General features: G+C 68.4%; 17 protein-coding genes. All 17 read left to right on the forward strand.

Annotation, left to right across the window (positions count from 1 at the left end):
• The first annotated feature begins 8 nt into the window (after nt 1–8).
• The 17 genes from Q368_RS0118450 (at nt 9) to Q368_RS0118530 (ending at nt 22,919) form a co-directional block, all read left to right on the forward strand.
• Nucleotides 9–500 carry a ferritin-like domain-containing protein gene (locus Q368_RS0118450; protein ID WP_029460525.1) on the forward strand — a complete coding sequence of 164 codons (492 nt, stop codon included), beginning with the start codon at nt 9–11 and terminating at the stop codon, nt 498–500.
• 108 nt (nt 501–608) lie between these two features.
• On the forward strand, nt 609–1,457 hold the full coding sequence (locus tag Q368_RS0118455; RefSeq protein ID WP_029460526.1) for a hypothetical protein: 849 nt from the start codon (nt 609–611) through the stop codon (nt 1,455–1,457).
• Between the two features lie 14 nt (nt 1,458–1,471).
• Entirely contained in the window at nt 1,472–2,908 is a 1,437-nt protein-coding gene (locus Q368_RS0118460) for a two-component system sensor histidine kinase NtrB (RefSeq protein WP_245611395.1), read from the forward strand.
• Nucleotides 2,901–4,232 (forward strand): sigma-54-dependent transcriptional regulator, encoded by a 1,332-nt coding sequence (locus Q368_RS0118465; RefSeq protein ID WP_029460528.1) that lies wholly within the window; start codon nt 2,901–2,903, stop codon nt 4,230–4,232. The genes Q368_RS0118460 and Q368_RS0118465 overlap by 8 nt, the downstream gene beginning before the upstream one ends.
• A gap of 939 nt (nt 4,233–5,171) precedes the next feature.
• Nucleotides 5,172–6,194 (forward strand): molybdopterin-binding protein, encoded by a 1,023-nt coding sequence (locus Q368_RS0118470; RefSeq protein ID WP_029460529.1) that lies wholly within the window; start codon nt 5,172–5,174, stop codon nt 6,192–6,194.
• Between the two features lie 137 nt (nt 6,195–6,331).
• On the forward strand, nt 6,332–9,082 hold the full coding sequence (locus Q368_RS0118475) for a molybdopterin-dependent aldehyde oxidoreductase (protein ID WP_029460530.1): 2,751 nt from the start codon (nt 6,332–6,334) through the stop codon (nt 9,080–9,082).
• Nucleotides 9,083–9,167: 85 nt separating this feature from the next.
• Nucleotides 9,168–11,468 carry a pyridine nucleotide-disulfide oxidoreductase/dicluster-binding protein gene (locus Q368_RS0118480; RefSeq protein ID WP_029460531.1) on the forward strand — a complete coding sequence of 767 codons (2,301 nt, stop codon included), beginning with the start codon at nt 9,168–9,170 and terminating at the stop codon, nt 11,466–11,468.
• Between the two features lie 98 nt (nt 11,469–11,566).
• Nucleotides 11,567–11,782 carry a DVU_1557 family redox protein gene (locus Q368_RS0118485; protein WP_029460532.1) on the forward strand — a complete coding sequence of 72 codons (216 nt, stop codon included), beginning with the start codon at nt 11,567–11,569 and terminating at the stop codon, nt 11,780–11,782.
• Entirely contained in the window at nt 11,782–12,474 is a 693-nt protein-coding gene (trsM, locus tag Q368_RS0118490; protein ID WP_029460533.1) for a DVU_1556 family methyltransferase, read from the forward strand. Before Q368_RS0118485 ends, trsM begins: the two co-directional genes overlap by 1 nt.
• Nucleotides 12,471–12,914, forward strand: coding sequence for a DVU_1555 family C-GCAxxG-C-C protein (locus Q368_RS0118495; protein ID WP_029460534.1), 444 nt, complete (start codon nt 12,471–12,473; stop codon nt 12,912–12,914). The genes trsM and Q368_RS0118495 overlap by 4 nt, the downstream gene beginning before the upstream one ends.
• A 1-nt stretch (nt 12,915) precedes the next feature.
• Entirely contained in the window at nt 12,916–14,274 is a 1,359-nt protein-coding gene (gene trsS, locus Q368_RS0118500) for a radical SAM (seleno)protein TrsS (RefSeq protein WP_029460535.1), read from the forward strand.
• Complete coding sequence (locus tag Q368_RS0118505) at nt 14,265–15,326, forward strand: DVU_1553 family AMP-dependent CoA ligase (RefSeq protein ID WP_029460536.1); 1,062 nt, start codon at nt 14,265–14,267, stop codon at nt 15,324–15,326. Before trsS ends, Q368_RS0118505 begins: the two co-directional genes overlap by 10 nt.
• On the forward strand, nt 15,323–16,357 hold the full coding sequence (locus Q368_RS0118510) for an XdhC family aldehyde oxidoreductase maturation factor (protein ID WP_029460537.1): 1,035 nt from the start codon (nt 15,323–15,325) through the stop codon (nt 16,355–16,357). Before Q368_RS0118505 ends, Q368_RS0118510 begins: the two co-directional genes overlap by 4 nt.
• On the forward strand, nt 16,354–17,601 hold the full coding sequence (locus tag Q368_RS0118515) for a DVU_1551 family NTP transferase (protein ID WP_029460538.1): 1,248 nt from the start codon (nt 16,354–16,356) through the stop codon (nt 17,599–17,601). The genes Q368_RS0118510 and Q368_RS0118515 overlap by 4 nt, the downstream gene beginning before the upstream one ends.
• An 80-nt stretch (nt 17,602–17,681) precedes the next feature.
• A complete protein-coding gene (locus Q368_RS0118520; protein WP_043786413.1) occupies nt 17,682–18,299 on the forward strand; it encodes a histidine phosphatase family protein in 618 nt (205 codons plus the stop codon).
• Nucleotides 18,300–18,474: 175 nt separating this feature from the next.
• Nucleotides 18,475–19,668, forward strand: a complete 1,194-nt coding sequence (locus Q368_RS0118525) for an efflux RND transporter periplasmic adaptor subunit (protein ID WP_029460540.1) — start codon at nt 18,475–18,477, stop codon at nt 19,666–19,668.
• The gene (locus Q368_RS0118530) at nt 19,665–22,919 is read left to right on the forward strand and encodes an efflux RND transporter permease subunit (RefSeq protein ID WP_029460541.1); all 3,255 of its coding nucleotides are present in this window, start codon (nt 19,665–19,667) and stop codon (nt 22,917–22,919) included. The genes Q368_RS0118525 and Q368_RS0118530 overlap by 4 nt, the downstream gene beginning before the upstream one ends.
• The last annotated feature ends 40 nt before the right edge of the window (nt 22,920–22,959 follow it).

Here is a 22,959-nt window from a genome sequence, read left to right on the forward strand (position 1 = left end):
AGACGCACATGGCACGCTTTTTCAGCGCCAGCGATATCGTGGGCACCGCCATCGAAATCGAACGGCGGGGCCGCAACGTCTACAGCAAGGCGGCCGCGGCCGCGACCAATCCGGACGTCAAAAGCTTCCTCCAGTTCTTCGCCGGCGAGGAAGCCCGCCACCAGTCCATCTTCGAGGCCATGGCCGGACGCATCGCCAAGATCGAGATCCCGGCCGGCAGCGACGAAGAGGAGTACATGGACTATGTCCAGGCCCTGCTCGACTCCCACGCGCTTTTCTGCGGCGGGGCTCCCGAAAAAGACCTGGCCGACGCGGCCGACGCCGTGGCGGCCATCGAGCTGGCCAGCCGTTTCGAGAAGGACACCATCCTCTACTTCCGCGAGATGATGGACCTCCTGCCGGCGGCGGAGTCCAGCATCGTCAAACAGTGTCTCGACGAGGAACGCGGCCACCTGCGGCAGCTTCGCGGCATGCTGGCCACGTTGCAGAAGAAGGCGTAACGCGCGAACGCGGCGGGCCGTACCCTTTTGCGTCGGCCCGCCTTTTTCCACCGCCGTCCGCGCCGGGCGCGCCCCGGGGCCTGCGGCACGAGGCAGGGGGGAGCTACCATGTACCACGACGAAATCGCTTTCGACGCCATGCCCCTGGCCAACCCGTTCGACGCCGAGGCGCGTCCCGGTCCGGCCGAAGCCCTGGAAGAGGGTTTCGCCGACCGTTTGGCCGGCCTCGTCCTGGCCTCGGACCTCTTTTCCGCACGCAATCCCGGTCCCCGGACCCGGCTCGAAGAAGCGCCCGTTGCCTCTTGCTGGGACGGCGCGACCATCCGTTTCTGCGGCGAGCGTCTGGACCAGGACGACCTGGATGCGTTCCTCGGCTGCGTGCTGCTCGCCTTTCGCGAATCCGGCCGTTCGGGCGCGGCGCGTTTCCGCCTGCGCGACCTCACGCGCCTGATCCGCCCCAAGGGACGGCGCTTCGACGCCAGAAGGCTCGAACGGTCGCTGTGGCGGCTGGCCAGCGCCCGCATCGAAATCGAGGAGGAGGCCGGATGCGTGCGCATGCAGGCACGGCTGCTGCACACCCTGCTGTGCGACCGCGCCGCCGGCATCTGCGCCCTGGACGTGAGCCCGCGCCTCATGCAGGGGCTGCGCAGCGCCCAGGCCGTGGAACGCCTGCTCGCCGCGCGCGCGCCGCTTGGCTCCGCCGCTTTCCCCCGCTGGCTCGCGGCCCTGCTCCTTAACGGCCCGGCCACCCAGCGCCTGGACATGACCGCCCTGCGCCGCCTGTCCGGACTGACGCGCCAGCCCATGCCGGCCTTCCGTGTGCGGGCCATCGCCGCCTTGCAGGATTTCCTGGACCTGGGTTATCTTGCCGCCATCGAGCCCGCCGGACCGGACAGACTCGTGGCCAAGCGCCCCGTGGCCCGGGGCGAGGAGCCGGCCTGCCTGCTTCTGTCCTGATCCCACGTGCGCCTATGGACGGCATCATGTCTTCCCAGGAGAACAAGGAGCATCCCGGACAAGGCGCGTCGCCGCAGCCGTTGCAGGTCGCAAGCTTCGTGGCGGCGTTTCCGCGCACGCTGCCGTTGCGCCGTCTGCCCCTGGACGTGGCCCGCGACGGCCGCGAATCCTTCCGGATGCCCTCCCGGCTGCGGGCCTGCCCCTTCCCCCGGGTCCCGGTCTATCTCCCGCCCGAAGCGTCGTCGCACCCGACCACGCTCGAGGACCTCATCGGCATCGAACACAGCAAGCTCGGGTTCTACCAGGAACTGCGCCAGAAGGTGCAGGAGCTGCGCGAGGCCCACGAGGAATCGGAACTGCGCCGCCAGGAGATCGCGGCGATCCTCGACGGCATCACCGACATCATGATGGTGCTCACCAAGGACCTGCGCATCATCTCGGTCAACCACGTCTTCCACGAACTCTTCAGCGTGCCGCGCCCCGAAGGCCAGCACTGCTACAAGCTCTTCCGCGACGCCGACCGGCCCTGCCCCGAGTGTCCGGCGCACCGCTCGTTCAAGTCCAATGCCGTGTGCCGCTGCGTGGGCAACTTCAAGATCGGGGGTGTGACGCGCCAGTTCGAAATGGTGGCCTCGCCCATCCACAACCCCGACAGTCCCGAGTCGCGCATCCTCATCTTCAAGCGCGACGTGACCCTGGAGCAGGAATACCAGGCCAAGTACTACCAGGCCGAAAAGATGGCCACCATCGGCATGCTCGCCGCGGGCGTGGCCCACGAGATCAACAATCCCCTGACCGCGGTCTACGGCCTGGCCGAGGGCATCCGCCGCCGCCTGCCGGTCATCCGCGCCGCCGTGGAGGACGACCTCTACGCCGACGTCTCGGAATACACCGAGACCATCCTCATGGAATGCCGGCGCTGCCGCGACATCGTGCGCTCCATGCTCTCGTTCTCCCGGCCGCACACCCTGGCCTTCTCGCCGGTGTGCTTAAACGAAGTGGTCACCGACACGCTCAACATCCTGCGCAGCCGGCTGGACGAACGCGCGAAAAACGGTCTGACGCTTACGGTCAACCTCTACGAGGGGCTGCCCACGGTCCCCGGCGACGAGGCCCAGCTCAAGCAGGTGCTGCTCAACATCCTGGCCAACTCCATGGACGCCATCAAGGGCGAGGGCGAGATCACCATCACCACCCACCCGGAAAACGACAACACCGTCAACCTGTCCGTGGAGGACACCGGCTGCGGCATTCCGCCGGAGAACATGGACAAGCTCTTCAATCCTTTTTTCACCACCAAGCCCGTGGGGCAGGGCATCGGCATCAACCTCGCCGCATGCTACAGCATCGTGCGCGAACACCACGGCGTCATCGAGGTGGCCAGCGAGGTGGGCCTCGGCACGCACTTCACCGTGAAACTTCCCCTGGACAGCGGCAACACCCGTGAATAGCCCCTACTGCGTCCTCGTCGTCGACGACGAACCCTCCATCGGCAAGCTCCTGCTCAAGGAACTCACGACGCCGGCCCGCACCGTCCACGTGGCCTCCTGCGCTCGCGAAGCGCGGGAACTGCTCGCGAAAAACGAATACGAAGTGGCGGTCCTCGATATCCGCCTGCCCGATGCCAACGGCATCGAACTCATGGTGGAACTGCGCACCAAGCAGGAAGACCTGGAAACGATCCTGGTCACGGGCCACGGCGCCATCGACACCGCGGTCGAGGCCATGAAGCTCGGTGCCTTCGACTACGTGACCAAGCCCTTCAACCTGGCCGAGCTCGAACTGCTCATCGAGCGGGCCTACCAGCGCACGTTCCTGCGCCGGGAAAACCGGCGGCTGCGCCATTTCCAGGGCCAGACCCCGCCGGTCAAGCTCATCGGCAACTCCCCGGCCATCAAGCAGGTGCGCTACCTCATCGAAAAGGTCGCGCCGACCGAAGTCCCGGTGCTCATTACCGGCGAGTCCGGCGCGGGCAAGGAGGTGGCGGCCCACCTCATCCAGTCGCTGTCCAAGCGCGCGGACAAGCCCTTTTTCATCAAGAACTGCGCCACACTGCAAAAGGAACTCGCGCGCAGCGAACTCTTCGGCCACCTGCGCGGCTCGTTCACCGGCGCGGTGGACAACAGCGAAGGCTTCATGGCTTTCGCCAACAAGGGAACGCTGTTTCTCGACGAGATCGGCGAGCTGCCCATCGAGGTGCAAGCCGCGCTCCTGCGCGTGCTCGAGAACAAGACCTACCGCCGCGTGGGCGAAAAAGAGGAACGCCGCGCCGACATCCGGCTCCTGTTCGCCACCAACCGCGAACTCGTGCGCGAAGTGGCCGAGGGGCGCTTCCACGAGGCGCTTTTCCACCGCATCAACGTCTTCAACATCGAGATGCCCTCGCTGCGCGAACGCCGCGAGGACATACCGCTGCTCGTGGAATTCTTCCTGTCGCGCCTGACCGCCGGGCAGGCCCCCTACCGCATCTCGGACCGGGCCATGAAATGCCTGACGGGCTACGACTGGCCGGGCAACGTGCGCGAACTGCGCAACGTCATGGAGCGCTCGATCATCCTGTCCGAAAACAACCTCATCACCGAGCACGCCCTGCCGCGTGAGTTCCTTGAGCCGGCCCGCGCCGAGGAGGAAATCCTGACGCTCGAGGCCAAGGAAAAGGAGCACATCGCCAAGGTGCTCAACTTCTACGACAACAACCGGTCGCTCGCGGCCGAAGCGCTCGGCATCTGCCGCAAGACGCTCTACCGCAAGATCCGGCAGTACAACCTGTTCTAGTCCGCGGCCGGTCGGGCGACGCCCCTCGCCCGGCTTCGCGCCGCCGGCGGCCGCCGGCCGGGAGCCCGACCCTGCCTGCCCGGCCGGCATGGCCGCATGCCATGCCGCTTTCCGCCACGACGACATCTCCGCCCGCGTTTCCCGTTCTCCTGGAGGAGGGCGGGCGTGGCTCCCGTCTTTTCCCCACCGGCCACGCGGCCGCGCGCCTTTGCCTCCCGCACGACCCGGGGATCGCCCCGGCAAGGCGACACCCGATGTCGGGCTCGTCTGCTCTCTTCTTTCCCCGCCGGACGAGCAGCACCGCCGTCAAGTTGTATTTAGTATAACATAGGATATGCAGTGCTTTTGCATATGTTTGCATTAGCATTGCGATTGCCGCCATCTGCTCTCCGTAGGCCGTGACGCTTTTTGACCCATTTTTGGAGCCCAAGTGGATCAAAATTTCTTTCCATAATATTTTCACATTATTCTAGCGTGTTGCCTTTGAAACCATCCCGTTTGGCGTCTCCGGCGCACTGTCAGCGTGTCACACTGGCTGCAATCCTTGCGTGATACTGTGTCGTCAACGCCCGGGAGGCTCCGTTTTCCTGGCGTCTTTGCTTGGCCTGCTTCTTGCTGCGTTATTGTACCATATGTCGGTCGCAGCGTTTGGAACCAGCAGTGATGCCAATTCGCGGGCACCAGTACCGCAGCTGCCAGAGGCGGTGGGGTTTGGGGAACGTAAAAATACTATGTTTATCCTAACACATCAAAGCGCCGCATGCCTCCCTTCCGCACAGCAAACACTGGGTTCCTTGGCCATGCACGCCTCCAGAAACGCCATTCCATGGTCACGCAAACACAAAAAGCGTGACTCTAGAAATACCGGACCCGTCCGGGCCGCCGCGCGCCACGCGGTCGCGCCGGCCCTGTGCGGGATGCACAGTTAAGGAGTAGCCCATGCGCAGCGTCCCCGTCGAAGAAGCCAAAGGCATGGTCCTTTGCCACGACATCACCCGCATCGTCCCCGGCGAGGGCAAGGGGCCGGCGTTCCGCAAAGGCCACGTCATCGCCGCCGAGGACATCCCCACCCTGCTGCGCCTGGGCAAGGAACATATCTATGTCTGGGACCTCGCCGAGGGGCTCGTGCACGAGGACGACGCCGCCGCGCGCATCGCCAGGGCCGTGGCCGGCCAGGGCACGACCCTGACCCAGCCCTGCGAAGGCCGCATCAATCTTCTGGCCGACCGGCGCGGCCTGCTCAAGATCAACACAGAGGCGTTGTTCCGGCTCAACTCCATCGACGAGGTGACCATCGCCACCATCCACGGCGACGCGGTCGTCTCCCCCGGCCAGATGCTGGCCGGCACGCGGGTCGTTCCCCTGGTTGTCGCCAAGGAGCGGCTGGAGGCGGTGGAGGCGGTCACGGCCGAAACCGGCGCGGTGGTGTCCGTGCAGCCTTTCCGCCCGCTTCGCGTGGGCGTGGTGACCACCGGCGGCGAGGTCTACCACGGCCGCATCGAGGACAAGTTCGGGCCGGTGCTGCGCCGCAAGTTCGATGCGCTGGGCTGTCAGGTCTTCCGCCAGGTCATCGTGCCCGACGATCGGGACATGACCGTGCGGGCCATCCGCCAGCTTTTGGCCGAAGGCGCGGAGATGATCGCGGTCACGGGTGGCATGTCCGTCGATCCCGACGACCTCTCCCCCTCCTCGATCCGGGCCGCCGGAGGCGAAGTCGTGACTTACGGCTCGCCCACCTTCCCGGGGGCCATGTTCATGCTCGCCTACATCGGCGAAACGCCTGTCGTCGGTCTGCCCGGCTGCGTCATGTACCACAAGGCCAGCATCTTCGACCTGACGGTGCCGCGGCTTGTTGCCGGCGAAAAGCTTTCCAAGCCCGACATTGTGGCGTTGGGGCACGGCGGGCTGTGCGCCATGTGTCCGGAATGCCGGTATCCGCTGTGCGGATTCGGCAAGAATTAGGCGTATCGCGGCCGTCGGCCGCTGACTGGGGAACATCCGCGCGAGGACGATAGCAGGAGGCGCGCTGGGCCACGACCCGATTCCGCGTCCCGCGTCGGCGAAAACGGCAATCATCTAACCAGAGCACGGAGAGAAGCATGGAGATCGCAAAAAAAGCGGAAAAAATCTGGGTCGTGAATGGCATTGAGCGCAAGCTCATCGTCGATCCCGACGCCTTTCTGTCCGAGGTGCTGCGCGAGCAGATGCACCTGGTCGGCACCAAGGTCGGCTGCGGCAAGGGCCAGTGCGGCGCCTGCTCCGTCATCCTCGACGGCAAGGTCGTGCGCGCCTGCATCACCAAGGTCCGCCGCATCGAAAACTACGCCAACATCACCACGATCGAAGGTCTGGGCACCCCCAAGAACCTGCACCCGCTGCAGGTGGCCTGGGTGGTCAACGGCGCGGCCCAATGCGGCTTCTGCACCCCGGGCTTCATCATGTCCGCCAAGGGCCTGCTGGACGAGAATCCCAAGCCCACCCGCGAGCAGGTGCGCGATTGGTTCCAGAAGCACAAGAACGTGTGCCGCTGCACCGGCTACATCCCGCTGGTCGACTCCGTCATGGACGCCGCCAAGGTGCTGCGCGGCGAGATGACCCTCGACATCAACCACAACTTCCCGGCCGACGGCAACATTTTCAACTCGCGTGCGCCGCGTCCCTCCGGCGTGGCCAAGGTCACCGGCCAGTGGGCCTTCGGCGACGACCAGAAGCTCCAGCTGCCGCCCGACACCCTGCACCTGGCCATTGTCGAAGCCCGCGTGTCCCACGCCAACATCAAGGGCATCGACGTCTCCGAAGCCCTCAAGATGGAAGGCGTCCACAGCGTCATCACCGCCAAGGACGTCAAGGGCAAGAACCGCATCACCGGTCTGATCACCTTCCCCACCAACAAGGGTGACGGTTGGGATCGTCCGATCCTGTGCGACGAGAAGGTGTTCCAGTACGGCGACGCCATCGCCCTGGTCGCCGCCACTTCCGAAAAGATCGCCCGCGCCGCCGCCGAGCTGGTCAAGGTCGATCTGGAAGTCCTGCCGGCCTACATGAACGCCCCGGCGGCCATGGCCGAAGACGCCATCGAGATCCACCCCGGCACCCCCAACACCTACTACAAGCAGGGCCTGGTCAAGGGCGACGATCCCGCGCCCTTCTTCAGCAGCCCCGACTGCGTGGTGGCCGAAGGCAGCTACTACACCCAGCGCCAGCCGCACCTGCCCATCGAGCCTGACGTCGGCTACGCCATGTACGACGAGGACGGCATCCTGCGCATCTACTCCAAGTCCATCGGCCTGTACCTGCACCTGTACATGATCGCCCCGGGCCTCGGCGTCGAGCCGGACAAGATCGCCCTGATCCAGCTGCCCACCGGCGGCACCTTCGGCTACAAGTTCAGCCCGACCATGGAAGCCCTCGTCGGCGCCGCCACCATGGCCACCGGCCGTCCCTGCCACCTGCACTACAACTACGCGCAGCAGCAGTACTACACCGGCAAGCGCTCCCCGTTCTGGACCACCGGCAAGGTGGCCGCCGACAAGAAGACCGGCAAGATCAAGGGCACCCAGCACGAGTGGATCTGCGACCACGGTCCCTACTCCGAGTTCGGCGACCTGCTGACCCTGCGCGGCGCCCAGTACTTCATGGCCGGCTACGGCATCCCGAACATGCGCGCCGTGGGCTATTGCGTGTGCACCAACCACGGTTGGGGTTCGGCCTTCCGCGGCTACGGCTCGCCGGAGATCATGTTCCCCTCCGAGGTCCTGATGGACGAGCTGGCCCTCAAGGGCGGCTGGGATCCGCTGGAACTGCGCTACACCAACTGCTACCGCCCGGGCGACACCACCCCGACCGGACAGGTGCCTGACTCCTTCATGTATCCGGAGATGATCGACATCCTCCGGCCCAAGTACAAGGCGGCCCTGGCCAACGCCAAGCGCCACTCCACCGACACCCTGAAGAAGGGCGTGGGCGTGGCCTTCGGCATCTACGGCGCGGGCCTTGACGGCGCGGACTCCGCCGGCGCCGACGTCGAGCTCAACGCCGACGGCACCATCACGATCTTCAACACCTGGCAGGACCATGGCCAGGGTTCCGACCTCGGCACCCTGTGCTTCGCCCACGAGGCCCTCAAGCCCCTGGGCATCCCGGCCTCCAAGCTGAAGATCTTCCTCAACGACACCAGCAAGTGCCCGAACTCCGGCCCGGCCGGCGGTTCGCGCTCCAACGTCCTCGTCGGCAACGCCATCATCAACGGCTGCACGCAGCTCGTCGACGCCATGCGCAAGCCCGACGGCTCGTTCCGCACCTACGACGAGATGGTGAAAGACGGCCTCAAGACCAAGTACAACGGCACGTGGACCCAGCCGGCCACCGACTGCGACCCGAACACCGGCCAGGGCAACCCGTTCGCCAACTACATGTACGGCCTGTTCATGGCCGAAGTGACCGTGGACACCACCACCGGCAAGACCCAGGTCGACAAGATGACCCTGGTGGAAGACATCGGCACCCTGACCAACCGCCAGACCGTCGACGGCCAGAACTGGGGCGGCTTGGCCCAGGGCGTCGGCCTGGCCCTGTCCGAGGACTTCGAGGACATCAAGAAGCACTCGTCCCTCGCCGGCGCGGGCGTGCCCTACATCAAGGACATCCCGGACGTCATGGAGCTGATCTACGTCGACTCGCCGCGTGAACACGGCCCGTTCGGCGGTTCGGGCGTCGGCGAAGTGCCGCTGTGCGGTCCGCACCCGGCCATCATCAACGCCATCGCCAACGCCACCGGCGGCGCTTTCGTCCGTCACCTCCCGGCCTACCCCGAGAAGGTGCTGGCCGCCATCAAGGAGCTTGGCAAGTAACCTTCGGGGTCTTACACTCCGCTAAAAACGAACAACGGGGCGGGCGCGATGCGCCCGTCCCGTTGTTTCCCACCGGAAGGCATCCATGAATCAGCAGGACCTGCGAGACATCGAGTACAGGTGCATCGAGGAAGAACATCCGACCTGTCAGGCCGCCTGTCCCATTTCCGTGGACGTGCGCTCCTTCATGGGCAAGATGGCCGCTGGCGACGTCGCCGGCGCGCGCAAGATCCTCGACCGCACCATGCCCCTGCCTGGCGTCCTCGGACGCATCTGCGACCATCCCTGCGAACTGGCCTGCATCCGGCAAAACGTCGGCGGCGCGCTGGCCGTCGGCGATCTCGAGCGCGCCTGCGTCATGGCGTCTCCGGCCGGCGGCAAGCCCATGTGCATGCCGTCCAAAGGCAAGACCGTGGCCGCCCTCGGCGGGGACCTGAGTTCCCTCACCCTCGCCTGGGACCTGGCCAAGAAAGGCTTCGCCGTGACCCTCTACGTCGCCGCGGACGCCCCCGGCGGCAAGCTCAACGACATTTCCCCCGACGTCCTGCCGCCCGAGGCCCTTGCCGCGGACGTCGCCATGCTCGGCCGCATGGGCGTCACCATCAAGACCGGCCAGACCGTGGACGCCGCGCTCCTCGACACGCTCGCCGCCTCGTGCGACGCCGTCTACGTCGAATGCGCCAGCCGCGACCTTTGCGGCCTCACCCGGGCCGACGTCGATCCCATCACCCTGCAAGGCCCCAAGCCGAACGTCTTCTGCGGCGGCTGGCCCCAGCCCGACGGTTCCCGGTCCGTCATCGCCCTGGTCGCCGAAGGCCGCCGGGCCGCCATGACCATCGACCGCCTCACCGCCGGCGCGAGTCTCACCACGAGCCGCGAAAAGGAAGGCGTCACCAAGACCCGGACGTTCACGAGCCTCAAGGGCGTGCCCGCGGTACCGCGCACCGAACCGGCCGACCGCATCGCCGGCTTCCCCCCGGACGCCGCCAGGGCCGAGGCCGCCCGCTGCCTCCAGTGCGACTGCATGGAGTGCGTCAAGGTCTGCGAATTCCTCAAGCACTACAAGGGCTACCCCAAACTCTACGCCCGGCAGATCTACAACAACCTGTCCATCGTCCTCGGCAACCACTATCTCAACCGCATGATCGATTCCTGCACCCTGTGCGGGCTGTGCACCGAGGTCTGCCCCGAGGACTTCTCCATGGCCGAGCTCTGCCTCGACTCGCGCCGCGACATGGTCAAGCGCGGCAAGATGCCGCCTTCGGCCCACGAATTCGCCCTGGAGGACATGGCCTTTTCCAACGGCGAGGACTTTGCCCTGATGCGAGGCGAACCCGGCAAGGACCGCTGCGCCCATCTCTTTTTCCCCGGCTGCCAGCTCGGCGGCGAACCCGACAGCCGCATTCCCGAAGCCTACGCCTTCCTGCGCGCCAAGCTCGACGGCGGCGTGGCCCTGTCGCTCGGCTGCTGTGGCGCGCCGGCGCTGTGGGCCGGCCGCGACGCGCTTTTCGAGGAAGTCGTGGCCGCCTTCAAGCGCCAGTGGGAGGCCATCGGCAAGCCGCGCCTCATCACGGCCTGCGCCTCGTGCCTGTCGGTGTTTCGCCAGGCCGCGCCGGACATCCCGGCCGTCTCCCTCTGGGAGGTCATCGAAAAGGAAACCGGGCTGCCCGCGGCCACAGGCTACACCCCGGCCGCGCCGGTCGCCGTGCACGACTCCTGTACCTCGCGCCACGACGCAGCCAACCAGGCCGCCATCCGGGCCATCCTGGAAAAGCGCGGCGTGCCCTTCGAGGAACTGCCGCTCTCCGGCCGCTACACCGAATGCTGCGGCTACGGCGGCCTTGCCGCCAACGCCCACCCGGAACTGGCCAAGGCCATCACCGAGCGCCGCGCCGCCGCCTCGGACCGCGACTTCCTGGCCACCTGCGCCATGTGCCGCGACCGCCTGTCCCACGTGGGCAAGCGCGCCTACCACCTGCTCGACATCCTGTTCCCGGGCAAGGACGCCGCCGACCCGGCCACGCGCCCCGATCCCGGCTTTTCCATGCGCCACGAAACCCGCGCCCGCCTGCGCCGCGAGTTGCTCGCCTCGGTCTGGAACGAGCGCGTGGACGCCAAGGCCCCGGTCGGCCCGGATTTCGTCGTCAGCCCCGAAGTGCGCGCGCGCATGGAGGCGCGGCACATCCTCGACGACGACGTGCGGCGCGTTCTCGCCCATGCCGAAACGACCAACCGCAAGTTCCTCGACCGCGAAACCGGCCGTTTCCTGGCCAGTTTCACCCCCCACCGCGTCACCTACTGGGTGGAATACGTGATGGAAGAGGGCGTCGCCCGCGTGTTCACGGCCTACAGCCACCGCATGAACGTGGTCGGCGTGGGGAAATAGGGCGAGCGGAAGAGAAAAAAAGATGCCTCCGGCGGCCGGGGGGATAATCCCCCCCGGACCCCCTTGAAGGGGTGTGAAAGGGGACAGGAGATACGTTTATGGCTGAATCGCTCGTTTATCTGCCGCAATCCGGCGACTGGACCTGCTGCTCCTGCGGCGATCCGCTTGAGCCCCGGGATGCCTCGGTCACCTATCTCGAAGGCGGCTTCACCATCCAGGTGCTCACCTGCCCCAAGTGCAATATGGCGCTTTTGCCCGAGTACGTGGCTGTGGGCAAAATGCTGGAAGTGGAGCAGTTGCTGGAGGACAAGTAGTGCAGGTCGCCGTCGCGCCGTATGCGCGGGAGGATTTCCAGCGCGTGGCCGGCGAAACCCTGCGGCCCGGCGGCCTGACCCTGACCGCGCGCGCCCTGGCCGCCTGCCGTTTCGCCCCCGGGGCCAGGGTTCTCGACCTCGGCTGCGGGCCGGGCGCGACCCTCGGACTCCTGGCCGAAGACGGCCTTTGCGCCGCCGGCCTCGACGCGTCGGAAGAATTTCTGGCCCAGGCGGCCCTCCGCGGTCCGGTCGTCCGGGGACACGCGCAGGAGCTGCCCCTGCGCGACGGCTGCCTGGACGGCGTCTTTTGCGAATGCGTGCTCTCCGCAACCGGCGACGCGCCCGCAACCCTTGCCGCCATCGCCCGCGCGCTACGCCCGGGCGGGCTGCTCGCCCTCACCGACCTCTACCTGCGCCCCGGTCCGCAGCCGGGCAGCGCCGCCGCCGGCTGCGTGGCCGGGGCCGTCCCGCGCGAGGTCCTGACGCGCCAACTGGAAGCCGCCGGCCTCGCCCCGTTATTTTTCGAGGACCATACGAAGCTTCTGACCGAACTGGCCTGCCGCCTGACCATGGCCCTGGGTTCGGCCCAAAGCGTCGTCGCCATGCTTACGGGCCGCGATCCGGCATGCGCCGGCGGACCGCGTCCGCGCCTGGGCTACTGCCTGATCCTGGCCGCCAAGGAGACGCCATGAATCCCGCGATGCTCGACATCATGCCCCTTGCGGCGAAGAACTACTGTTGCAGCCAGATCCTCATGCTCATGGCGTTGCGCGCCCAGGGGATCGAGAACTGGGAGCTCGTGCGCGCCGCGTCCGGCGTGTGCCACGGCATGGGCGCTTCGGGCCTGACCTGCGGCATCCTGACCGGCGGCTGCCTGGTGATCGGTCTCTACGTCGGCCGAGGCCGCGAGGAGGAGCTGCAAAACGACAAGGCCGACCTCCTCGTCACCGAATTCGTGGACTGGTTCCGCGACCGCGTGATTCCCGACTACGGCGACATCACCTGCCAGGCCGTGCTCGGCGACGGCAAGCCCGACGTCACCCGTTGCGGCGGCCTGCTCGCCGAGGCCTGGGACCAGATCCTGACCATTTTGACCGAAGCCGGCATCGACCCGTCGCAGCCCCGGGAGTGACATGACCGCGCCTTCCGGTTCCTTTCCGACCACGAGCCTTTGCCCCGTCTGTCTGCGCCGGGTGACCGCCCGGCGCGAGTGCGACGGCCCGGACGGCTGGATCGTCAAAACCTGTCCCGAGCACGGGGAGTTTCGCGCCCGCTTCTGGCACGGCCCGCCCGGCCTGACCGGCTGGAACCGGCCCAAGGTGCCGGGCGCGCCGCCGCCGCGACTCACACAGTCGCACCGGGGCTGCCCCTACGACTGCGGCCTGTGCCCGGAGCATGGCCAGCGCACCTGTACCGCGCTTTTCGAGATCACCGCCCGCTGCAACCTGCGCTGCCCGGTCTGTTTCGCCACGGCGGGAGAGGCCCCGCCGCCCGATCCTTCCCTTGAGGCCCTGGCCGCGCGCTTCGAAACCATTTTCGCCGCCGTCGGGCCGGTCAACGTCCAGCTTTCCGGCGGCGAGCCCACCATGCGCGACGACCTGCCCGAGGTGGTGGCCGCCTGCCGCCGCGCCGGGTTTGCCTTCGTACAGCTCAACACCAACGGGTTGCGCCTGGCCGAAGACGCGGCGCTGGCCTCGCGCCTGGCCGCGGCCGGCCTCGTCTCGGTCTTTTTGCAGTTTGACGGCGACGACGCCGCCTGCCGGACCCTTCGCGGCGCGCCGCTTCTGGACAAAAAGCTCGCCGCCATCGACGCCTGCGTCGCGGCCGGCATCGGCGTGGTCCTGGTGCCGACCATCGCGCCGGGGGTCAACGACGGCCAGCTCGGCGACATCGTGCGTCTGGCCCGGGCCAAGGCTCCGGGCGTGCGCGGCGTGCATTTCCAGCCCGTCAGCTCCTTTGGCCGCTACCCCTGGGAGAGCGGCGAAGGCGTGCGCGTGACCCTGCCCGACCTCATGCGCGGCCTGGAAGCGCAGACCGGCGGCATGATCCGAGCCGAGCACTTCCATCCCCCGGGCTGCGAGCACTCGCTGTGCTCCTTTTCCCAGCCCTACCTGCTGACCGGCGAGGACGGGCTTGCCCCGGCCGCGGCCACGGGAAAGACCTGTTGCACGCCCGCGCCCATCGCCGCCGACGAGGGCGCGCGCCGGGCGAAAAGCTTCGTCGCCAGGCAGTGGGCCGCGCCGACCTTCCCGCCGAAGCCCACGGGGCCGATCGACGATTTCGACCGCTTCCTGGCCGACGCCGCCACCTCGCGCCGGCTCACCATTTCGGCCATGGCCTTCCAGGACGCCTGGACGCTCGACCTCGAACGCACGCGCGGCTGCTGCATCCACGTGGCCACGCCCGACAACCGGCTCGTGCCCTTTTGCCTCTACAACCTGACGGCCGCCGACGGCCGCACGCTCTACCGGGGACAGGAACCGTGCGCCTAAGCCCCGTGGACGCCATGGTCGCCGCAGGCATCGGCGCGCCCGGCGCGCCGCCCACGCCCGAGGCGCTTTCGCGCTGGCAGCTCGCGGCCCTTTCCCGGGCCGTGCGCCACGCCGCGAAAGCCCCCTTCTACCGTAAGCGCCTGGGCGCGCTGCCGGCGGATTTCCCGCGCTCCCTGGACGCGTTCCGGGCGCTGCCCTTCACCACGCCGGCCGACCTGACCGAGGCACACGCCCGCTTCCTGGCCGTGTCCCAGGACGACGTGGCGCGCATGGTCACCCTTTCCACCTCCGGCACCACGGGCACGCCCAAGCGCGTGGCCTTCACCGATGCCGACATCGAGGCCACACGCCGCTTTTTCCAGGTCGGCATCTCCACCTTGGTCGAACCCGGCGACACCGTGCTCATCCTCATGCCCGGCGTGCGCCCGGACAGCATCGGCGACCTGCTCTGCCAGATCCTGCCGCGCCTGTCCGCCCGGGGCGTGCTCGGCGATCCCACGGGCGATCCCGAGGCCTTGCGCGCGGCGCTCGTTGCCCAGAGGCCCGAGGTGCTCGTGGCCGCGCCGTCGCAGATTCGCCAGGCCCTTGCCGACGACGCAACGTGCGACGCCGCCAGGGCGACGCTGCGCCGGGCGCTTCTTTCCGCCGAGGCCCTGCCCGAGGGCTGGAAGGGACTCGTGGCGCAGCGGTTCGGGGCCACGGTCTACGACCACTACGGGGCCACGGAAACGGGCTACGGCGGCGGCGTGGAATGTGAAGCCTTTTGCGGCTACCACCTGCGCGAAACGGACATTTTCTTCGAGATCGTGGACATGGCCACGGGCGCGCCCCTGCCGGACGGCGAGGTCGGCGAGGTGGCCTTCACGACGCTGACCCCGCGCGGCATGCCCTTCGTGCGCTACCGCACCGGCGACGCCGCGCGCATGCTGCCCGGCCCCTGCCCCTGCGGCAGTCGGTTGCGCCGCCTGGGCCCGATCCTCGGCCGCATCGAACGCGGCGAGGACGGCCCGAGACTTGTAAACCCCGCAAAGGGAGCGGCAAATAGACCATGATCGAACTCATTCGCGCCGTTAACGCGGCCCTGGCCCAGGGAAGGCCGGTGGTCGCGGCCACCATCGTCACCAGTGAAGGCTCCACCCCCCGCACCGCCGGCTCCAAGATGCTCGTCTTTGCCGACGACGCCATCGCCGGCACCGTGGGCGGCGGCCTGGCCGAAGGCCAGGTCATCGCGGCCGGGGCCGAAGTGCTCGCCTCGGGAACCTCCCGCCTCATCGATTTCGACATGACCGGCCAGGCCGACAAGGGGGCCGACCTCATCTGCGGCGGCCGCATGCGCGTCTTCCTCGAACGCCTGAATCCCGATGCGGCCACGAAAACGCTCTTTTCCGCCCTGGAGGACGTGCTCGCCAAGGGCGGCCGGGCCCTCGTGCTCACGCCGCTCAATACGCAGGGCGCGCCTGGCAGCTGCCTGCTGCTGCCCGACGGCGGCCTTGTCGGGGCCGATCCCGGCGAGGCCGTGCGCAAGGCCGCCCGCAGCCAGGGCCGCGGCATCATGGCCCCGGTGGTGCTCAGCCACGAGGGCCACGGCTACTTCCTGGAGCCCGCCGCCTCGCCCACGCCGCTCGTCATCTGCGGCGGCGGCCACGTGAGCCGGCCCACGGCGCAGATCGCGGCCATGGTCGGCTTTCGCGTCACGGTCCTCGACGACAGGGCCGAATTCGCCAATCCCGAACGCTTTCCCTTTGCCGCCGAAACCGCGGTCATCGACCCGGCCCGGGGCTGGTTCACCGGCCGCACCATCGGCCCGGACGCCTTCCTGGTCATCGTCACGCGCGGCCACGCCCACGACGCGAACGCCCTGGCCGAGGCCCTGCGCACCCCGGCCGCCTACATCGGCATGATCGGTTCGCTGCCCAAACGCGACGCCATCTACGATAGGATGCTCGCCGCAGGGTTCACCAAGGCCGACCTCGACCGGGTGAAAAGCCCCATCGGTCTCGAGATCGAGGCGGAAACGCCCGAGGAGATCGCGGTGAGCATCGTGGCCGAAATGATTGCCTGCCGCGCCGGCGCGAGGGCATGAGCACGCGGGCCTTGTCCCCCCATGCCTGCGCCGTGATCCTGGCCGGCGGGCTTTCCTCGCGCATGGGGGCGCGCTTCAAGCCGCTTTTGCCCCTGGCCGGCGGCGAGAGCGCCCTGGCCGTCGTGACCGGCGCTTTCCGCCGCGCGGGCGTGGTCGACGTCATCGCCGTCACCGGCCACCGCGGCCGGGAAGTGGCCGACGAGGCGGCGCGCATCGGCATCCGCGCGGTGCACAACCCGGACTACGAAACCGGCATGTTCTCCACGGTCAAGGCCGGCCTCGCCGCGCTGCCGCCGGATTGCCGCGCCGTGTGCCTCACCCCGGTGGACGTGCCACTTTTTCGGCCCGCGACCATCAGGCGGCTGCTCGCGCGACTGTGGGAGGAAGGCGCGCCGGACGTGGTCTACCCGACCTTTTCCGGCGAGCGCGGCCATCCGCCCTGCCTGGGCGCTGGCATCGTACCCCGGGTCCTGGCCCATGTCGGCAACGGCGGCCTGCGCCAGGCGCTCGCGCCGTTTTCCTTCGAGGAAATCGCCGTGCCCGACGCCAACATCCTCGCCGACATGGACACCCCCGACGACTACGCCGCCCTGCGCGCCCTGGCGCCGCGCCGGGGCATCCCCACCCCGGCCGAGGCCGAGGCCCTGCTCGCCATCGAAAAGGTCCCACCCCAGGGACTGGCCCACGCCCGTGGCGTCGCCGCCGTGGCCGAGGCGCTCGCCCGGGCGCTCAACGCCGCCGGCGCGAACCTCGACGTGCCCCTGGTCAAGGCCGCGGCCCTGCTCCACGACGTGGCCAAGGGCAAGCCCCATCACGAGGCAGCGGGCGGCGACCTGTTGGCGTCGCTCGATTTCGACGTCGCCGCGCCTCTTGTCGCCGGACACCGCGACTGCGTGCTCGCGGACGATGCGCCGCTGACCGAACGCGAAATCGTCTACCTGGCCGACAAATTCGTCTTCGGCCGCTGGCTCGTGCCCGTGGCCGCGCGCTTCGGCCAGAAGCTCGAGCTTTTCGCGGACGATCCCGAGGCCTCGGCCGCCATCGCCCGCCGCCGCGAAAACGCCCTGCGTGTCCTGGCACGCGTCGAGACGCAAACCGGAACCAAGGCCGAGGCCGTCATCGACGCCGCCGGCTTCCGTCCCGGCCCGCCGCCGCCCGAGGCCTACGAGGCGGCGAAAAAAGTCATGCGGAAAGGAGCCGACGGAACCAGGCACGCTGCCCCCGGACCCCGCCGGGGAGAATAATCCTCCTCGGCCCCCTTGATCGGAGGGGAGGGTTGGGCGATAAACAGGGACGGTCGCCTGCGTGGCCGGAAGGGGGAACGGTGAGCGTCGTGTACCTGATGCGCCATGGAGCCATCATCCAACAGCGGCCCCGGCGGTTCATCGGCCAGACGGATTTTCCCCTCACCGAGGAGGGCCGGGCGCAAGCCGCCCTCTGGCGCGAACCCCTGGCCGAGGTGCCTTTCGACGGCGTGGTGTCCTCGGATCTTTCCCGCTGTCTGGAGACAGCTTCCATCGTCCTGGCCGGCCGCAACCTCCCCGTGCGCCGCGAACCGCGCCTGCGCGAAATCGACCTCGGCCAGTGGGAAGGCCTCACCGTGGACGAGGTCAAGGATCGCTTTCCCGGCGACTACGAACGCCGGGGCCACGACCTTGTCGGCTGCCGCCCCGAAGGCGGCGAAGGCTTCGGCGATGTCCAGGCCCGGGCCGTGGCCGCCCTGCGCGATCTGGCCGCCATCGACGGCAACGTCCTGGTCGTGGCCCACGGCGGCGTCAACCGCACGTTGCTGTGCCACGCCCTCGGCATCGACTTGAGCCACCTCTTCCGCCTGGGGCAGGACTACTGCCGCCTCAACGTGCTGCACCTCGACGGCGACGCCTGGCGCGTGGACGCCGTCAACTGCGCCCCCGTCGCCCCCTGGCGCTTCCCCGGGCCTTGATTGGGAATTACGGGGGGATGCCTCCGGCGGCCAAAGGGCTCTCGCCCTTTGGACTCCCGTTTCGATGTTTCCCTTCAATTCCATATTGCATCCCTCTGCAATAGACGCATGCAGCAATACGCACTTCATTGACGGACGTTGACAAACAGGGGCCGGCGTGGAATCTGCTGGAACCATGCGCATACATTTCCTGTTCCCCCTTTGTGTTGCCGTCGCCCTGGCGGGCTGTTCCGGCGAGAAGCCCGCCGCCGCGCCGAAAATCCGGACTGTCACGGCTCCCGTAACGACCGTCGCGCGCCGTTCCGTGGTCGAGTGCCGTTCGTTTCCGGCCGAAGTGGAGTCCGAACAGAGCGTCACCCTGGCCAGCAAGCTCACGGGCACGGTGGAGGCCGTCAGCGCCAGGGAAGGCGACGCCCTGCGCGCGGGCGAGCCCATCATGCGCATCGACGACCGCGACCTGACCAGCCAGGAACAGGGGCTCACGGCCTCGCGCGAGCAGGTGGCCCGGGAGCGTCAGGCGCTTGCCGCACGAAGCGCCCTGGCCAGGACGACCATGGAGCGCATGGGCCGGCTGCTGGCCCAGCGCGCTGTCAGCCAGGAGGATTACGACAAGGCCAAGGCCGAGTTCGACGCCCTGGCGCGCCAGGTGGAAGCCGCCGACGCCCAGGAAAAGGCGGCCACGGCCAAGCTCGGCGAACTGGCGGCCCTTCGCGCCTACACGCGCATCACCGCCCCCTTCGACGGCATCCTGGCCCGGCGCTACGTGGACCAGGGGGCCTTCGTCACCGCCGGCGCGCCGCTGGCCCTGGTGGACCGCTCGGGCGGCGGCTTCGAGCTCACGGCGCAGGTGGACGAATCGCTGCTCTCCGGCCTGCGCCAGGGCCAGACCATCCTCGCCGCCGTGCCGTCCCTGGCCCCGGAGCCCTTCGCGGTCACGGTCTCGGCCGTGGTCGGCCGGGTGGACCCGGCCAGCCGCACCTTCAAGTTCAAATGCGCCCTGCCCGACCCCGTACCCGGGAGCAAAAGCCCGCCCCGGGCCGGCATGTTCGGCCGGGTGTTCGTGCCGGCGCGCACCGCGGAAAAGCTCCTCGTGCCCGAGAACTGCCTCATGCGCCGCGGCGACCTGCCCACGGCCGTGGTCGTGGACAAGGACGACGTGCTCCGCTTCCGCGTGGTCAAGACCGGGGCGACGTTTCTCGCCGCCGATTTCGAGGGCAAGACCTACCTCACCGATTCCGAGGCCTTCGCCGACAGCGACCGGGCGCGTTTCGCGGACGTCTTAAGCGGCCTTACGGCCGGGGAGCGGGTGGCCTGCGCCGCCGGAAGCGCCCTGCGCGAGGGCGACAAGCTCGCCGGAGCGGCGCAATGACCGATCCCGCGCATCACGGCCACCATGCGGACTGGCTCACCCGCATCACGGCCGTCTTCGTCGATTCCAAGCTCGCGCCGCTTCTGATCATCGCCGCCGTGCTCACGGGCGTGCTCGCCGTGTGGGCCACACCCAGCGAAGAGGAGCCGCAGATCGTCGTACCCATGATCGACGTGCTCGTGACCATGCCCGGGGCCACGCCCAAGGAAATGGAAAACCGTGTGGTGACGCCCATGGAGCGCATCCTCTGGGAGGCCCCAGGCGTGGAGTACGTCTATTCCACGGCCGGCCAGGGCGAGGCCATGACCGTGGTGCGCTTCAAGGTCGGCGAGAATACCGAAAAAAGCCTGGTCGCCGCCTACACCAAGCTCTACCAGCACCTGGACTGGATTCCGCCCGGCTGCTCGCGACCCATCTTGAAGCCCCATTCCATCGACGACGTGCCCGTGCTGGCCGTGGCCCTGTGGGGCGGGCCGTACGATTCCCGGCAGCTGCGCGTGATGGCCAATGCCCTGAACGAAGAGGTGCGGCGCATCCCGGGCGTGGCCGAAACCACCGTCACCGGCGGCACAAAGCGCGCGGTCATGGTCGAGCCCGACCCGGACAAGCTGCGCGCCCAGGGCCTCGACGCCGTGGACGTGCTCGACGCCATCGGCCAGCAAAACGCCGGGGAGACCATCGGCGACGCCTTCCAGTCCGGCCAGGCCGTGTCCATTCGCCTGGACAACTTCTTCCGCACGGAAAAGGAACTGGCCCGGGCCGTGGTGGCCATCAAAAACGGCCGGCCGGTCTACCTCGCCGATGTGGCCTCCATCCGCGACGGCTTCGACGAGCCGACCGACTACGTCTTCTATCTGCCGGGCAAGGGCGTCGTGCCCAAGGAAGCCGCCCCGGGCGCGGCCTACCCGGCCGTGACCCTGTCCGTGGCCAAGCGGACCGGGGAAAACGCCACGATCATCGCAGACGAGGCGCTCAAGCGCATCAACGCCCTGCGCGGCTACGTCCTGCCCGCCGACGTGCACCTGAGCGTCACCCGCGATTCCGGGGAGACGGCCAAGGCCAAGGTGGACGAGCTGCTCATGCACCTGATCCTCGCCGCGGTCACCGTGGGTGGCGTGGTGGCCATTTTCCTCGGGCTTCGGGCGAGCCTCGTGGTCATGGTCGCCGTGCCCGTGACCCTCGCCATCACGCTCGCCACATATTGGCTCATGGGCTACACGCTCAACCGCGTCACGCTCTTCGCCCTGATCTTTTGCATCGGCATCCTCGTCGACGACCCCATCGTGGACGTGGAAAACATCGTGCGCCACCTGGCGCTCCCGGGCTCGCGCGGCAGGCCCCTTTCGGAAGTGATCGTCGCGGCCGTGGGCGAGGTGCGCGCGCCTTTGGTGCTCGCCACCTTCACGGTCATCGCCGCCATCGCGCCCATGGCCTACGTGGGCGGGCTCATGGGCCCGTACATGCGGCCCATGCCCGTGGGCGCGTCCGTGGCCATGCTCCTGTCCATGGCCGTGGCCTTTTGCATCACGCCCTGGACGGCCAAGCGGACGCTGCGGCCCGAACCCGAGGGCAAGGCCGCCCACGGCGAGATCCCGGACGACGCCGGCACCCGGGCCTACCTCTGGCTCATGGACCGGCTGCTCAAGCGCCCGGCCTGGCGCTGGGGCTTTCTCGCCCTGGTCGGCGTGCTGCTCGTCGGGGCCTGCGCGCTCTTTCCGGCCAAGGCCGTGCTGGTCAAGATGCTGCCGTTCGACAACAAGAGCGAATTTTCCGTGATGGTGGACATGCCGCGCGGCACGCCGCTCGAGGAGACGACCGCCGTGGCGCGGGAGCTCGCCGACGCGGTCATCGACCGCGGCGACGTGGCCGGAGCCACGCTTTACGCCGGGGCGTCCGGCCCCATGACCTTCAACGGCCTCATTCGCCACTACTACCAGCGCACCGGGGCCAACGAAGCCGAGGTGAGCGTCAACCTGCTGCCCAAATCCGCGCGCGACCGCCAGAGCCACCCCATCGCCAAGGAGGTGCGCGAAGCGCTCGCCCCCATCGCCGCGCGCCATGACGCCCGCATCAAGGTGGTGGAGCTGCCGCCCGGACCGCCCGTGCTCCAGACGCTCGTGGCCGAGATCTACGGCCCGACCGACGCGGGCCGTCTGGCCGTGGCGCGGCAGGTGCGCGACATCATGAAACAAACGCCCGACGTGGTGGATGTGGACTGGTATGTGGACGATCCCCGGCCCGAGCGCGTCATCCGCGTGGAGCGCGACAAGGCCCAGGCCGCGGGCGTCGATCCCGAACGGGCGCTCAGGGACGTCACCGCAAGCGTGGCCGGCACGGTGGCGGGGCTCATGCATGACGAGCAGGCGCGCGAGGACGCGCCCATCGTCGTGCGCCTGCCCATCGGCAGCCGCGCCGACGCCAGGGACATGGAAGGGATCGGCGTGCGCGGCGACGGCGGCCGCCTCGTGTCGCTGGGGCAGATCGCGAGCATCCGCGAGCATGAGGAACCCTCGAGCCTCTACCACAAAAATCTGCTGCCCGTGGTCTACGTCACCGGCGACGTGGCCGGACGCGAGGAAAGCCCGGTCTACGCCATGGGCAAGGTCAACGACGCCCTGGCAAAGCTCGCGGCCACGGGCAAGGGCGCCTGGCAGGTCGAGGACAAATCCCCCCTGTCCATCCTCTGGACGGCCATGCCGACGCAAAGCGCGGACTACAGCATGAAATGGGACGGCGAGTGGCAGATCACCTACGAGGTCTTCCGCGACATGGGCATCGCCTTCGCCGTGGTCATGGTGCTCATCTACATCCTGACCGTGGGCTGGTTCGGCTCCTACACCACGCCCATCGCCATCATGGCGCCCATCCCGCTGTCGCTGATCGGCATCATCCCGGCCCATGCCCTGGCCGGAGCCTTTTTCACGGCCACGTCCATGATCGGCTTCATCGCCGGCGCGGGCATCGTGGTGCGCAACTCCATCATCCTCGTGGATTTCATCGAGATGCGCCGCGGCCAGGGCGAGACCCTGGAGCGGGCCGTGGAGGAGGCCGGGGCGGTGCGGTTTCGGCCGATGCTCTTGACGGCCATCAGCGTCGTGGCCGGCGCGTTCGTGATCCTGTTCGACCCCATCTTCCAGGGTCTGGCCATCTCGCTCATGGCCGGCGAGGTGGCGGCCACGGTCTTTTCGCGCATGGTCGTGCCGGTCATGTACTATCTCGACGCCCGGCGTGCGGCGCGCAACGCGTCGTAGACGTCGCGTCAGCGTTCTCCTTTGGTGCCGGGGCGTCGCC

It is taken from the genome of Solidesulfovibrio alcoholivorans DSM 5433 (assembly GCF_000702665.1).
GTDB lineage: Bacteria > Desulfobacterota > Desulfovibrionia > Desulfovibrionales > Desulfovibrionaceae > Solidesulfovibrio > Solidesulfovibrio alcoholivorans.

Coding starts and splice junctions, on each gene's coding strand:
- Q368_RS0118525 (WP_029460540.1), top strand. CDS start 18,475: ATGCGCATACATTTCCTGTTCCCCCTTTGTGTTGCCGTCGCCCTGGCG.
- Q368_RS0118470 (WP_029460529.1), top strand. CDS start 5,172: ATGCGCAGCGTCCCCGTCGAAGAAGCCAAAGGCATGGTCCTTTGCCAC.
- Q368_RS0118450 (WP_029460525.1), top strand. CDS start 9: ATGGCACGCTTTTTCAGCGCCAGCGATATCGTGGGCACCGCCATCGAA.
- Q368_RS0118510 (WP_029460537.1), top strand. CDS start 15,323: ATGATCGAACTCATTCGCGCCGTTAACGCGGCCCTGGCCCAGGGAAGG.
- Q368_RS0118475 (WP_029460530.1), top strand. CDS start 6,332: ATGGAGATCGCAAAAAAAGCGGAAAAAATCTGGGTCGTGAATGGCATT.
- Q368_RS0118460 (WP_245611395.1), top strand. CDS start 1,472: ATGGACGGCATCATGTCTTCCCAGGAGAACAAGGAGCATCCCGGACAA.
- Q368_RS0118485 (WP_029460532.1), top strand. CDS start 11,567: ATGGCTGAATCGCTCGTTTATCTGCCGCAATCCGGCGACTGGACCTGC.
- Q368_RS0118530 (WP_029460541.1), top strand. CDS start 19,665: ATGACCGATCCCGCGCATCACGGCCACCATGCGGACTGGCTCACCCGC.
- Q368_RS0118515 (WP_029460538.1), top strand. CDS start 16,354: ATGAGCACGCGGGCCTTGTCCCCCCATGCCTGCGCCGTGATCCTGGCC.
- trsS (WP_029460535.1), top strand. CDS start 12,916: ATGACCGCGCCTTCCGGTTCCTTTCCGACCACGAGCCTTTGCCCCGTC.
- Q368_RS0118455 (WP_029460526.1), top strand. CDS start 609: ATGTACCACGACGAAATCGCTTTCGACGCCATGCCCCTGGCCAACCCG.
- Q368_RS0118495 (WP_029460534.1), top strand. CDS start 12,471: ATGAATCCCGCGATGCTCGACATCATGCCCCTTGCGGCGAAGAACTAC.
- Q368_RS0118480 (WP_029460531.1), top strand. CDS start 9,168: ATGAATCAGCAGGACCTGCGAGACATCGAGTACAGGTGCATCGAGGAA.